The sequence below is a fragment of the Archangium violaceum genome, assembly GCF_016887565.1.
GTDB classification, from domain to species: Bacteria; Myxococcota; Myxococcia; order Myxococcales; family Myxococcaceae; genus Archangium; species Archangium violaceum_B.
This window is the reverse complement of the sequence record NZ_CP069396.1, coordinates 792,026-806,091: the sequence shown is the minus strand read 5'-3', so window position 1 is coordinate 806,091 and position 14,066 is coordinate 792,026. Positions and strand designations below refer to the sequence as shown.

Annotated in this window: 4 protein-coding genes; 2 read left to right on the top strand and 2 right to left on the bottom strand. The window is 69.7% G+C overall.

What is annotated here, in order from left to right; translation table 11 throughout:
* Positions 1-102 precede the first annotated feature (102 nt).
* Positions 103-3,720 carry a Dyp-type peroxidase gene (locus tag JRI60_RS03435; protein ID WP_204224442.1) on the top strand — a complete coding sequence of 1,206 codons (3,618 nt, stop codon included), beginning with the start codon at positions 103-105 and terminating at the stop codon, positions 3,718-3,720.
* Between the two features lie 108 nt (positions 3,721-3,828).
* Here the strand turns inward: JRI60_RS03435 and JRI60_RS03430 are convergent, their stop codons facing one another.
* Complete coding sequence (locus JRI60_RS03430; protein ID WP_204224441.1) at positions 3,829-9,840, bottom strand: type I polyketide synthase; 6,012 nt, start codon at positions 9,838-9,840, stop codon at positions 3,829-3,831.
* A gap of 103 nt (positions 9,841-9,943) precedes the next feature.
* On the opposite strand from JRI60_RS03430, the gene JRI60_RS03425 reads away from it, so the two are divergent.
* Positions 9,944-10,711: an enoyl-ACP reductase FabI gene (locus tag JRI60_RS03425; protein ID WP_204224440.1), complete on the top strand. Its 768-nt coding sequence runs from the start codon at positions 9,944-9,946 to the stop codon at positions 10,709-10,711.
* A gap of 27 nt (positions 10,712-10,738) precedes the next feature.
* Here JRI60_RS03425 and JRI60_RS03420 read toward each other — a convergent pair whose 3' ends face one another.
* Positions 10,739-14,053: a CARDB domain-containing protein gene (locus JRI60_RS03420; protein ID WP_239470317.1), complete on the bottom strand. Its 3,315-nt coding sequence runs from the start codon at positions 14,051-14,053 to the stop codon at positions 10,739-10,741.
* Positions 14,054-14,066 lie beyond the last annotated feature (13 nt).

Genomic DNA, 14,066 nt, shown 5'->3' with positions numbered 1-14,066 from the left:
GGCCACATCGTGGACGGCGGTGGGCTGGAGGATCCGCCGGGTGATGTTGGCTCCCATCCACTTCCGCCGCCGCCTCTTCTTTCGACCAAGGAATGCCCCGCCATGCCAGCCATTGAATCCGTCCTGAAGTCCGCCCAACCCGGGTTGATGTTCACGCCAACGCACGGCCTCTTCATCACCGGCTGGCTGAAGGAGCCCCGCGCCAGCAAGCCCGTGCTGGCGGCGTTGAAGCTCCTGGTCACCACCGCGGATACGCGCTCCGACCGGCGCCGCATCGTCGTGGCCATCCGCGGTGCGTTGTGGAGCGAGTGGTCGGGCCACGCCCCCGCTGGCGCGCCGCCCTCCCGGTCCGTGCTGGCCACCAGCTCGCACTTCCAGGACAGCGGAGGAGATGTATGGCTGTACCTCAAGGCCGACTCGGAGGCGGGCGTCGACGTGCTCCGGGCCTCGGTCGAGAAGACCCTGGGGCCGCTGCTCTCACGCCACGAGCAGACCCGGGCCGCGATGCCGCCTGATCAGAAGATCCTCGACCAGCACTTCATCGACGGCATCACCAGCCCGAGCGACCCGGCCTCCGTGGTGGAGAACATCCTCCAGACGGGGACGGACACCGCCCCCGGGAGCTGCTGGGTGCTCGCGCAGAAGTTCGATGTGGCGTGGGCGGCGTTCTCCGGGATGAGCCTGCACGCCCAGCAGAACGTCATTGGCCGCGATGACCAGGCGGTGCTCATTCCCGATCAGGACATCCGCAGTCACATCAAGCGGGTTCGCGTGCTGGCGGAGGACCACTCCAATCGGGAGCTGGTGCGCCAGGCCCTGCCCTATGGCCATTCCCCCCTCGGCGGTGGCCGTGAACAGGGCATCTACTTCGTCGGCTTCGCCAAGGACACGGCCGTCTTCGAGACGATGCTCGCGCGCATGGTGGGAGGGCCCTCGGGCGACTCGGACAAACTGCTCGGCATCCTCAACGCCGTCTCGGGCGGCTACTTCTACGTCCCCGCGACCTCGGAGCTGGACGTGCGCGAGGGCCTGACACCGTCCGACTTCGTGCCCGCGCCCCTCTGGCGGGTGCGCAGCGCCAACGGGCTGATGTTCTACAACTCGGCGGACTACCTCAACGTGATGGGAACGGGCCAGTACGTGCTCGGGGATGCCCCCTCCCAGCGCATCCTTGGCCTGCTGGGCAAGGTGTTCGAGCGCTGGCAGAACCAGTGGTACCGCCGGATGGACACACCCCGTGTCCCTCCCCTCTCCGCGTTCCTCGAGCGGGGTGAGCAGCACTACCTGAAGGCCCCCGTGGTGGTGCGCCGGGGCTTGTCCATCCAGCGCATGCTCACGCGCGTCTGGACGACCACCGAATACCCGCTGCCCCGCGACTCGTGGGCGTGGCAGGCGGACCTGTTCCGCATCGATCCGCGGGACGTGCTCGTCGGCGTCATGCCGGAGCTGTCGCTCGGCCGCGGCAAGGAGGTCATGCCCTACCTCGACGACGAGGAGCGGCTGGAGGGCTTCCTCGCCCTGCTGGACGAGACCTCGTCCATGGGGCACGTGGTGCCCAATCACCGCAAGGTGCTCGAGAAGGGCCTGGAGGCGCTGCTGAAGGACCTGCGCAAGCGCGAGAAGAAGGCCAGCACGGACGACCAACGCGCGTTCTTCCAGGCCGCCATCCTCTCGCTCGAGGGAGTGCAGGGCTACTGCCGCAACTATGCCCTGCTCGCCGAGCGCATGGCCGCGGACGCCTCCACCCACCCCGAGGCGCGGGAGAACCTGCGCACCCTCGCCGCGCGCATGCGCAAGCTGGCCACCGACAAGCCCGACACCCTGGTGGAGGCGGCGCAATGCCTCTTCAACCTCCACTGCTGCCTGCACCTGGTGGGCGAGCCCGTATCCATTGGCCGGTTGGATCAGCTGCTCGCGCCCTTCTTCGATCCGGACAAGGAGGGCGAGGCCCAGGAGGTGCTCGACGCGCTGTGGGTCAAGCTGGGCGAGAAGGCGCTGCACAACCGGCAGAACGCCACGGACCATGCCACGTACGGGACGACGGCGGTGTCGTACGCCGGCGGCAACTTCCCGCAGGGTGACGGCATCAACCAGTGGGTCCAGCAGATCACCGTGGGGGGCTACCTGCCGACGGACGACGCGAAGCCCACGCCGGGCGCCAACCGGTTGACGTTGCTGTGCCTGCGCTCGGCCCGGCGGCTGCCGCTCAACGCGCCCGTGTTGTCCCTCCGGGTCTATCCGGGCCTGGGCGAGGACATCATCCAGGAGGCCGCGCGCGCGCTGTTGAGCGGCGGCTCCCACCCCATCCTCTTCCAGGAGGACCGGATGGTGGGCGCGCTGTCGGGGTTCTCGAAGCTGCCCCTGTCGGCGGCGCGCGACTACGTCTGCGACGGCTGCTACGAGCCGATGATCGCCGGCCAGTGCGAGTTCGCCTTCAGCAACATCGTCACGCTGGACGCGCTGGAGCTCGCGCTCAACCAGGGCGCCCGCTTCAACCAGGCCGGCCCCGTCTACCTGCGTGGCTGGAAGGTCAGCTTCCGCTCACCGCCCGCCACGGAGATCTCGAGCTTCGAGCAGCTCCAGAAGCTCTACCTCCAGCACCTGCGTTACCTGACGGTGCAGTTCTACACCAGCGTGTTGGGCAACTACGGTGCGCTCTGGAAGTACTGCCCCAGCCCCCTGCTCTCCACCGTCATCGATGGCTGCGTGGAGACGGGGAGGGATCTGTCCCATGGCGGTGCGCGCTATCACCTGATCGCCCCGATGTACCTGGCGCTGTCGACGACGATCGATTCGCTCTACGCCATCAAGAAGCTGGTCTTCGATCCGGAGACGGCCCTCACCACGCTGCCGGAGCTGGTGGAGGCGCTCCAGGAGGACTGGGGCTACGGCATGGAGGAGCCCTTCCAGAGCAAGCTCGCGGGTCCGCTGCGCTCGGACGAGCGGGCCCGGCGTTTCCAGCAGATCCGGTCCGCGGCGCTGGCGCTGCCGAAGTTCGGCATGGGCGTACCGGAGGTGGACGCGCTCGGAGGCTGGCTCGTGGAGCGCATCACCACGCTGGCGCGGGAGACGCTGGATGCACCCCCGCCGGTGCTGGCCTCCATCCTCCAGGGGTTGAAGAAGACCTATTCGGTGCGGGGCGCGCCGTGGGAGCTGTCGCTGCAGGTGGGCGTGGGCACCTTCGAGGCCTACGTGGGAGACGCGCTGAGCAGCGGGGCCTCGCCGGATGGACGGCGCAATGCCCAGCCCTACCCCTCGGATTTCAGCCCGACGCCGGTACCGCAGGATCTCCCGCCCATCGCGCAGGATCCGGCGGCGAGCAATCCCTTCGCCGGGACCAACCGTCCCCTCTACACCGCCATGAGCAGCTGGAACCAGGACGCCATCAACCTGAAGCTCTCCAACGCGGCGCCGGTGGACCTGAACGTGCGCGAGGACTTCCCCCAGGAAGAGCTGGAGGAGTTCATCCGTCAGTACGCCGCGGGCCACGTCGGCTCGAACCTGCTGACGGTGACCGTCGCGGACCCGGACACCTACGCCGCGGCGGCGTGGCAGCCGGAGCGCTACGAGCTGGTGCGCGTGCGCACCGGCGGGTGGACGGAGTTCTTCTCCGCCATGTTCCCCGCCCACCACGCACAACACCAGCGGCGGCCCTACTTCGTCCCGCAGGCTCCGCCGCAAGGGCGCCTGGGGCCCAAGAGCCGCCCCAAGCGCCGCTGAGCGCCACCGAGGGCCCCTGGTCAGGGTGGTTGCACGGGCGGCCGGAGCCGTTGGAGCTGGACCCCCCTGACGACGCAGGCAGGCTCATCGGACGCCGAGCGCTACTCATCAGACATCGGCGAGCTTCTGAAACTCGAGCCCGCTCCACGCTTCCAGGAGCCTCCCGTCATCTCCCCGTAGCCACACGTCGAACCGGCTGGCCGCCCCGAGGTGCGACCGCGGCACCGCGGCGGCCTCCACCTGCTCGCCCTCTCGCGCCTCCTGGAAGATGCTCACCTGCTGGATTCCCACGGGCAGCCCGGCCTGCTTGCGCGCGGCCCAGAGGAAGATGCCAGCGGCCTGAAGGGCCACCTCCCGCGCCATGGCCCGGACGCGAGCCGAGGGGGAAAGGTCCTCGCCCAGCGGCGGACGGAGCGGCTTGGAGCGAGCCAGCAACATGTGCTCGGAGAGCCAGGTCGACTCCACGGCCTGGAAGGAGGGCCCATGGAAGAAGAACCGGTAGATGGCCTCCGCGCCAGGGCCAGGAGCCGAGGGGCGGGCCGTGGGCGCCTCGGGTGCGGGGAGGGCTCCCCCCAGGAGCAGCTCCGCCCGGTGATGGAGCGTGTCCCCCACCTGGATGTGTGCCCGCGTGAGCAACCCCTCGGGGCCTGCCTGCCCGCGCTCCGCCCGCACGGTGGCTTCCCGCGGCTTGTCCGCGAACACCTTCAGCGGAGCGGCGAAGGACAGACCCCTGACGGACGTCAACGGCAGCTCGGGAGCCAGGGTCCTCGCCGCGGAGGCCATCAGCTCGAGCCCCACGACTCCGGGCAGCAGCCCCCCGCTCGTCGCGCGGTGATCACGCAGGAAGGCGCAGCTCTCCATCGCCAGCGAGAAGGAGTCGACGCGCTCCGCGCCTGGAACGAACAGCTGGTTCCGGGTGGGGAGCGGCGGCTCGAAGGCAAGCACACCCGGGAGCCTGCCGCAGATCACCCACTCCCCGGGCGCGCTTGGCCCCACGGCCGCGCGAAGGATCTTCACCCCCTCCCCGGGAGGGAGGAGATCCATGCCGCGCTCCCGCATCACTGGCGCGAAGACCACGGCCATGCCCACGTCCGCCCATGCGGTGAAGTCCAGCGCCGTACCCCCGAAGGCCAGGCAGAGCTTGGAGAGGACCTCATTGGCCGCGCCGTAGTCGATCTGCCCCGCGTTGCCGAACCTCCCGGTCACGGAGCCAATCGTGCAGAGCTTCGCGGGTGCCGCGGCCCGAGCCAGCGCTTCCAGCCCCGCCACCTTGGGCAGCAAGACCTGGTCCAGCTCCTCTTCCCGCTTCGAGAGCAGGCTCTTGCTCTGATCCACGCCCGCCCCATGAATCACCGCGTCCAGCCTGCCGAAGCGCCGCCGGACCTCCTCCACCGCGGCGATCATCTCCTCCGGGCGGGAGGCATCCGCGGAGAGGTAGAGCACCTCGGCTCCCATCCGTGACAGCTCCTCGAGGGTCGCCTCGACCTCCGCCTGCCGCGCCAGGAGCTCCGCCTGGCGGTTGACCTCGGAGGTGGACGCCCCCACGCCCGCGTTCTCCCTGGCCAGCGCGCGGAGGCGCGTCCGATCCAGGCCCGCCGCCACGCTTCCTCGCGGAGTCCTGCCCACCAGCGCGAGCCGGTAGCCTGCGCGAGCCAGCTCCAGCGAGGCCCGGGAGAGGATGCCCCTGGCCCCACCCACGAGGAGCACGACCCCGCCGCGCGGCAGCTCTCCCTGGGAGAGAGCCGCGGACCTCAGGACTGGCGCCCGGCGCACCCCCTGGTGGAACGCCACCTCCAGGGGCCCGGCCTCCGCGCTCAGCTCGGCACCCAGCGCCTCCAGATCCTCGGCGCCAGGCGAGCTGGACAGGTCCGCCACGGTCACCGCGACGTGCGTCTTCTCCTCCGACCACTCCCGGCCCACACACTTCCAGGCGCCTGCCGCCGCGGCCGAGCCCGCGAGCGCCTCCACGGTGGCGGACGCCCCTGGCTCCAGCCCCAGCCCCCCGCCCATCCGCGTGAGCACCACCACCCGCGCGGGCCGCCCCGGAGAGCGGCTGATCGCCCTCGCCACACGGAAGACCCGCTTGAGCGCGGCCTGCGCCGCGGCGGTGGCGGAGCCCTCTCCTGACGCCAGGGCACAGGCATCCACCAGGTTCACGCCCTCGAGGCTGCCCAGCGCCTGTTGGATGGCGTCCTCGCTCATGGAGGGCAGGATCACCACCTTCCGTCCAGGCAGCTTCTGCCAGGGGGCCTCCGGGTCAGCGTCCGGACAGAGCACGGCCAGCGGCCGGTGACTGGCGGAGAGCGCTGGCGGCGCCGCCTCGAGGAAGAGCCTGCGAGCGAAGAGAGGTGCCTTCAGCGGCTCCGCGTCACCCGGCTCGGCGATGGGCGCCGGCCGGGCCACGTCAAAAGGGCGCGTTGGGCCTCCTCCGCCCACCCGTTCTTCCAGGTAGGCGATCAAGCTGCGGAGCGAGGGGTAGTTGGACAGCCGGAAGCCATCATCACCCGTGAACTTGAACTCCTCCCGCAGCGCGAGGAGCACCTCCATCTGACGGATGCTGTCGATGCCAAGCTCGGTCTCGAGGTTCGCGTCCAGGTTCTGCTGCAGCTCGGAGAGCTCATAGCCGGTCTTCTGGGCCACTCGCCGGAGGACTCGGGTGGTCAGCTCCACGGCTGGAGTAGCAGAAGCCGCGGGGACGGGAGCGCCCGGAGTGGGAGCGCCGCGCACGGCGGCGACCCTCTGCTCCAGGTAGCCGATCAACTTTCGGAGCGTCGGGTAGTCCGAGAGGCGGAAGCGGTCATCCGGGGGCAGCTTGAGCTCGTCTCGCAGCGACATCGCCACGTCGATCTGCCGGATGCTGTCCACGCCCAGCTCGGACTCGAGCTGGCTATCGAGGTCCAGCTCCTCCTTCGTGTACCCGGTCTTCGCCGCCACCCGCTCGAGGACCCAGCCGGTGAAGTCCGTGATGGGAGCTGGGGAAGCGGGCGGGGCGATGGAAGCGGGCGGGGCGATGGAAGCGGGCACGGGGGGCGCCTCCGGAGCCACGGCCACGGGAGGGAGCCCGGGCAACGCCTGGAGCGCCGGCGCGCCTGGAGCGAGCGAGAGCGCGGCCCGGTAGGAGCCGGCGAGGTAATTGGCGAGCAGCGGCGCCTGCATCGCGACGAACTGCCAGAAGCGCGGATCCTGGCTCACCCCATCCAGCACCGCGAACGAGCCCATGAGGGGTACGAGCGGGACCGCGGCCGCGGCGGGCTGCGCCGCGGGGGCGGGCTGCGCGGCCGCGGCATGCTGCGCCACGGGGGCGGGGGCCGTGGGCTTCACCGGCAGCATCGGTGGAAGGAAGGGAGGCCGGGGCGCCACGTCTCCCGCGGGAGAAGACCGCCGTGCCTTGGGATCGCCGTAGGGGATCTGCCCATCGGCCACGAGGGAGGCCATGGCGCGGCCCAGCGTCTGCACCTCTCCGAGCTTCGGGTGACACAGGTGCAGCGACCGGTGCGGCCGGCCCTTGAGGATGTCGGAGACGAAGCCGGCCTGCGCTCGCTTCGGTCCAACCTCGATGAAGGTGCGCGCCCCATCGGCATAGGCCCGCTCCACCATCTGGATGAACTCGACCGGGCTGGCGAGCTGCTGGGCCAGCGTGACGCGAATCCACTCCGGCGCGCTGGGGCCGTCCGGATAGTAGCCGCCCGTGACATTCGAGAGGATGGGCACCTGCGGGGCCTTCACCTCCATCTTGTCCAGCTCGCGCCGCAGGGGCTCGCTGGCCGGCGCGACAATGGCCGAGTGGAAGGCATGCGACACGGGCAGGAACACCGTCTCCAGACCGGCGGCCTTCATCCGGGCGTCCGCTGCCTCCACCGCCGCCGAGGCCCCTCCGACGATCGTCTGGGTATGGCAGTTCTTGTTCACGATGACGGCGTAGCCCTCGATGCCTTGGAGCAGCTGCTGCACCTGGGCCTCGCCCGCGCCCACCCCGAGCATCAGCCCGGGGTCCTCCGTCTTGACGTTGGCCATCGCGTCTCCGCGGGCCGACACCAGCTTGAGCGCCTGGCCGAACTGGAGCACCCCCGCCGCCACGCAGGCGCCGTACTCCCCCAGCGAGTGGCCCATGACCAGCTGGGGGGACACCAGCGGGGCCAGCAGCCGCCGCAGGGCCTCGTCACAGGCGAGCATCGCCGGTTGGAGGATCTCGGTCCGGGTCAACTCGATGAAGGCATCATCCGGATCCTGGCCCGGCTCCACGTAGAGATAGGAGGACAGCTTCCGGGGCAGGAGCGCGCTCATCGCCTCGTCCGCCTCGTCGAGCGCCTGCTGGACGACGGGGTAGCGCTTGCGGAGCTCATCCATCATCCCCACGTACTGGCTGCCCTGGCCGGGGAACATGAAGGCCACCCCGCCCCCCACCATCGGGCCCTCGCGGAAGGAGATCCCCAGCGCATCGAGCTTCGCGGTGCTGCCGCCCTTCTCCAGGAACGTGCCCGCCGCCTCCAGGCATCTGGCGCAGCTCTCCGCGTCCTCGGCGAAGAAGGCGATCCGGACAGGGGCCTCACTCAGCAGCGGACGCGCGCACAGGCGCTCCGCCAGAGCCTGCGCGGAGGGTGCCTCGGCGCGTAGCCTGGACAGCTCCGCCAGCAGCTCCTGGCGGCTGTTCGCGCCCAGCGCGATCACTCCCAGCCCCAGCGGCAGCCCCGGGCGCTGGGCCGGCCGGGGCGCGCGCTTCCGGGCCGTGCCGGGCTCCGCCTCTTCCAGCACCACGTGGTAGTTGATGCCGCCGAACCCGAACGCACTCACCGCGCTGCGCCGGACCTTCGAATCCCAGCCCTGCTTCTCCCGGGGCACGCGGAAGGGCGACGACTCCAGCTCGCAGCGCGGGTTGGGGGTCTCGAAGCCGGCGTGCGGTGGAATGGTGTCCTCATGAAGCGCCAGGGCCGCGCGCAGCAACCCCACCGCCCCCGCCGCTCCCTTGAGGTGACCCAGGTTGCCCTTCACGGAGCCGATCGCGAGCTGCCCTCTGCCGGCGTCCTTGAAGATCTCACGCATGCTGTGGATCTCGACCGGATCTCCCAGGGGCGTGGCCGTCCCGTGCGCCTCGATGTACCCGACGGTGGCCGGATCCACGCCGGCCTGCCGGTAGGCCTCCGACATCGCGCGGATCTGTCCATCGGGGTTGGGCGCCACCAGCGAACGGCCACGGCCATCCGAGGAGGAGCCGATCCCCCGGATCACCGCGTAGATCCGATCCCCGGCCGCGCGCGCCTCGGAGAGGCGCTTGAGCACGAAGACCGCCGCGCCCTCACCCATGATGAAGCCGTTGGCCCGGCTGTCGAAGGGGAAGCTCCCCTCCGCGGAGAGCGCCCCCATCAGGCAGAAGCCCACGTAGGACGGGATATCCATGAGGAAGTCCACCGCCCCCGTCACCGCCAGATCGCACTTGCCCGACAGCAGCAACCGGCAGGCGTTGTCCACCGCCGCGAGCCCCGAGGCACAGGCCGCATCCACCACCTGCGCGGGCCCCTGGAAGTTGAAGTAGTGCGCCACCCGTGAGGCGGTGATGTTCCCCAGCAGACCGGGGAGCGAGTCTCCGTCCACGCTCTTGAACTGGCTGTACCAGGAGGTGCGGAGCTCCTCGGTCAGCGAGCCTCTCACCGCCTCCGGCAGGCCGCGGACGGACGGCAGCCGCGCCACCGTCTCCTCCAGCACCGGGTGGAGGAGACGGAACCAGGCTTCACCCTTGGCCTGCGTGCCCCCTTGGAGGTTGCCGAAGTACACCGCCGCGTTCAGCCCCTCCGTGGGGCCACGAATCCCATAGTCCGCCAGCGCCTGCCGCGAGGCCAGGAGCGCCGCCTTCTGGGAGAGGTCCAACTGCGGCTCGGTGGATGGCGCCAGGCCGAACTCCTTCGCGTTGAAGGAGAGCCCCTTCACCACCGACCCCAGGCGGGAGTACGGCCGCTCCGCGTTCTTGCGCGAGGGATCGAACAGGAAAGAGGGCCAGATCTGCTCGGGAACTGGAGCGATCGAGCAATGGCGCGTCAGCATGTTGTTCCAGAAGGCTGGCACATCCAATGCGTCCGGTAACACCGCGCCCATGCCAACGATGGCAATCCGCTCGTGCTGGTTCATACTTGGCAATCTAGACCCGAATCACACGGCCCCATCTCGGCGGCGGAGCCGTGTTGATTCATACTGTGCAATCCAAACACACAGCATTCCCGTGGAGTCAGCGATGTTCGACCTTTCTGGAACCCGAGCGGTGATCTTCGGCCTCGCCAACGAGGACAGCATCGCCTGGCACGTCGCACGGGCGCTCAAGAAGGCGGGGGCCAGCATTCACGTGGGCTACCAGCAACGCTTCAAGAGCCGGGTCCTGCAGGCCCTCAAGGACGCGGACTTCGCCCCGGATGGCCTCCACCGGTGCGATGTCACGGACCCGGCCGAGGTGGACGCATTCTTCACCGCCGTGGGGGGTCCCCTTCATGTGATGGTCCACTCCATCGGCTTCGCTCCGCTGGAGACGTTCGGCAAGCCCCTCTCCGAGCTGTCCAGCACTGAGTTCTCCCAGGCGCTGGAGATCTCCGCCTACAGCTTGCTGCGCCTCACCCGCGCCGCGCTGCCCCATCTGGCCAGGCCCGCGAGCGTGATCGCCATGACGTACCTCGGGTCCACTCGGGTCGTGCCGGGGTACAAGGTGATGGGGGTGGCCAAGGCCGCCCTGGAGTCCATCGTGCGGGAGCTGGCCGCGGAGGTGGGGCCCCGGGGGGTCCGGGTCAACGCCATCTCCGCCGGTCCCATCCGCACCCTGGCCGCGCAGGCGGTCCCCGGCATCGACTCGATGCTCGAGCGCTACGCGGAGGTAGCGCCGCTGCGCACCCGCGTCGAGGCCTCCGACGTGGCGAACACGGCGCTGTTCCTGACCTCCAACGCGTCCAGCAAGCTCACCGGCCAGGTGCTGTTCGTGGATGCCGGCTTCTCCATCCTGGGCGCGGTGGGCTGAGACGCGTCACGTCATGGCCGGGTGCGACTACCCACCGTTGATGACGAACTGCGACCCCGGCTGCTTGACGATGTTGCCGTCGGCCGAGCCGGTGATGGTGACGTTCGTCAGCGTCGTGCTGCCGAGGGCGCCGCTCATGGCCAGGATGCCGGCACCGTTGAGCGAGTTGCTGATCCGCACGTTGCTGATCACGACGTTCGGCATGTTGCCGCCACCGTTCTTGAACTGGATGCCGTCGTAGGTCGAGTCGTAGATGTCGGTGTCCCGGATGGTGACGCCGGGGATGTCCCGGGTCGACGGGAACAGCGTGATCGCCCCGAACTCCTGGTCCTCGTTCCAGAACGCGCCACCGGTCCGGTAGAGCCCGTTGTTGGCGATCAGCGTCGTCCCCGAGAACGGCAGGGGATCGTGGTCGGTCGCCAGCATGATGCCGGGGTAGTTCATCGTGTCGTAGATCAGGTTGTTCTCGATCGTGTTGCCGTAGCCGCCGTAGATCGCGATGCCGTTCGCCCGCCAGGGCAGCTGGACCGTGTTGTTGATGAAGTGGTTGTCGTGGGCGATGTCCACCGCGCGGTCCTTGACGTAGGGATTGGCCCAGACCGCCAGGGAGTCGTCACCGGTGGTGCGGAACGACGAGTTGAACACCTGCGAGTTCCGCGTGCCGTTGCTGAAGTTGATGCCGTCCGCATAGGTGTCGCGGATGCGCATGCCACTGAACTGCAGGCCGTCGGCCGGACCCCACAGCTCGGGGATGTTGTCGTAGTCACGACCCACCCAGACACCCACGTTGGCGTGCTCGATCCACACGTTGGTGATCTTCGTGTTCTTGCCGAACCGGCCGTTCAGGCCGACGCCGCCCTCGGCGTTGCCGTCACCCCCACGGATCCGGCCGGAGCCGAAGATCGCGATGTCGGAGATCTGGACGTTGTCGTCGATGTCGAAGCCGAAGTTGCCCTCGTGGGGGTGGTTGATGCTGGCCGTCTGGTTCTGCGGTTCGATCGTGGAGTAGAGCTGGGAGTGCCACATGCCCGCGCCGCGGATCGTGACGTTCCGGATGCCCACCTGGTTGTACGTCCCGCGGTTCAGCGGGTCGTCGGTGAGGATCTTCTTCTCCTGCCGCCACTGCCCCGCGGGGATCCACACGCAGCTGATGACGCCATTCTGGTCGTCCGTCACCGCCCGCTGGAGGGCGTCCGTGTCGTCGAGCCCGTCGTTCGGCACCGCGCCGTAGCTCGTGATCGAGGTGCACTCGGCGGGCTTGCTCGCGGGCGATGCCACCAGTTCGAGGTCGATCAGGTCGATGATGTAGAACGACGCCGTGTCGGTCGCGTCGCGCTGCAGGCGGAACGTGGTGCCGATCGGGTAGGTCTGCGCGAGCAGCGCATGCGACTCGTCGAACAGCCTCCGGGCGTCGGCCTGGGGAGTGTTGGTCAGCGCCTCCGGGCCGTCGGTGTTCCCGTACAGCCAGCTGTGCCGCGACGAGAGCGTCAGCTTCTGGACGAAGTTGCCATTGGCATACAGGCTGATCGTGGCCTCCTGGCCGCCGCCGTTCGGCGCGTCGGGGATGGAGTTGCGCACGACGATCGAGTTCGTGGGGTTGGTCGAGGTGAACTCGACGTACTGACCGGTGCTGTTCAGGCGCACGGACTTGCGACCCGAGGACTCGGTGGCGAAGTTGGTGTGCCCGAAGGTGCGCAGCGGGTCCGTCTCCAGCAGGGTGCCCTGGTAGCGGCCGGCCTCGGCCTCGTAGGAGACCCACGGGACCGCCGCCCCGCGCCCGACGACGATCGACTGCGAGAACGTGTTGTTGTTCTCGTTGGTCTCGGCGACGACGCCGGTCGCGTCGGCCGTGGCCGTGACGGTGGCTCCCCCGTTCGTGGCGGTCCAGCTACCGCTGGTGGTCACGGTGACGGTCGCGCCGGCGGCGACGGCCGGAGTGGTGGCGGTGAGCGTGCTGACGCCCACCACGACACGGGTGACCGTAGCCGCCCCGACCGCCGTGGTCCCGCGGTTCTTCACCGCCACGCTGAACGTGACCGGCGCCCCGACGGCCGGGTTCGCGGGGTTCGGGCTGATGCTCAGCACCTGCAGGTCGGGCCCGGGAGCCTCCGACACCGTGAGCTTCGTCGGGTTGCTGAACGCGTTGTTGCTCTCGTTCTGCTCGACGACAGCGCTGTCCGGGTCGACGACGGCGCCGATCGTGTAGGACCCGGCACTCTTCTTTCCGATCGGCGCCGACACGGTCGTGGTCGCACCGACCGCGAGACTGGCGACGGCGGCCGTGGCGACCGCGGAACCGTCGACGGTGAGGTTGACGCTTGTCGCCGCCGACGGCTTGGTGCCGGCGTTCTTCACCGTGGCCGTCAGCGTGATCGTGTCGGACTCGATGGGCGAGCCCGGCGTCGCGGTGACCCCGGTGACCGTGAGGTCGGGGTTGGCCGAGGGGGTGCCGAAGATCTGGAACTCGGCGACCTGGCCATTGCCGGATCCGGTGTTGCCCGTGAAGACGACCCGGACGTCGGCGGCGGTGCCGGTGAACGGCACGGTGACCGTGTTGCCGGTCGCCGGGTTGAACGTGTACGCCGCGGAGGCCTTGAGCGTGGTCCACGACCCGCCAGTCTGGCCACGGCCCTGGAGCTCGAAGGTCTGGGTGCGGGTCGCCCAGACGGAGGCCGGAGGAAGCTTGATGACGACGCCCGAGAGGTCGACGCTCGTGCCGAACGACACCGTCAGGTGGCTCGGGTACTGGCCGCCCGCGCCCTCCCAGTAGGTGTCGGTCCTGTCATCGTTGGCGTTGGTGGCCACGAACTGCCACTCCGTCGAGGAGCCCACGATGGGCTTGCCGAGGGCGAGGTTGCTGCCGGGGGGCGGCGGGTCGGTCGGCGGCGGCGTGCCAGCGGTGCCGCGGACTTCGAGCTCGGAGAGCTGGCCGGCGTTCCAGCCGGTGTTGGCGGTGAGGGTGACGCGCACGTAGCGCGCGGACGTGTCCGGGACGTCGATCGTCACGGCGTTGCCCGTGGACGGGCTGAACGTGTAGGACGCGCTCGCCTTGAGGGTGGTGAACGAGGAGCCGTCGGTGGAGGACTGGACGGACAGGGTCTCGTCACGAGCACCCCAGCCGGCCGGGAGCCGCAGGACGACGTCCTCGACGGTCGCGGCCGAGCCCAGGTCGACCTGGGCCCACTGGGGGAAGGCACCGTTGGTCGATTCCCAGTAGGACTCCGGGTTGCCGTCGGTGAGGTTGTTCGCCGTGTAGGGGGCGTTGCTGCTGCTGGCGGAGGCGGGCTTGCCCGCGGAGAGCACGGTCGGAGCCAGGGACGCGCCCCGCGCGGCGACCGCCACGCCCAACGGCGCG

Coding starts and splice junctions, on each gene's coding strand:
- JRI60_RS03425 (WP_204224440.1), top strand. CDS start 9,944: ATGTTCGACCTTTCTGGAACCCGAGCGGTGATCTTCGGCCTCGCCAAC.
- JRI60_RS03435 (WP_204224442.1), top strand. CDS start 103: ATGCCAGCCATTGAATCCGTCCTGAAGTCCGCCCAACCCGGGTTGATG.
- JRI60_RS03430 (WP_204224441.1), bottom strand. CDS start 9,840: ATGAACCAGCACGAGCGGATTGCCATCGTTGGCATGGGCGCGGTGTTA.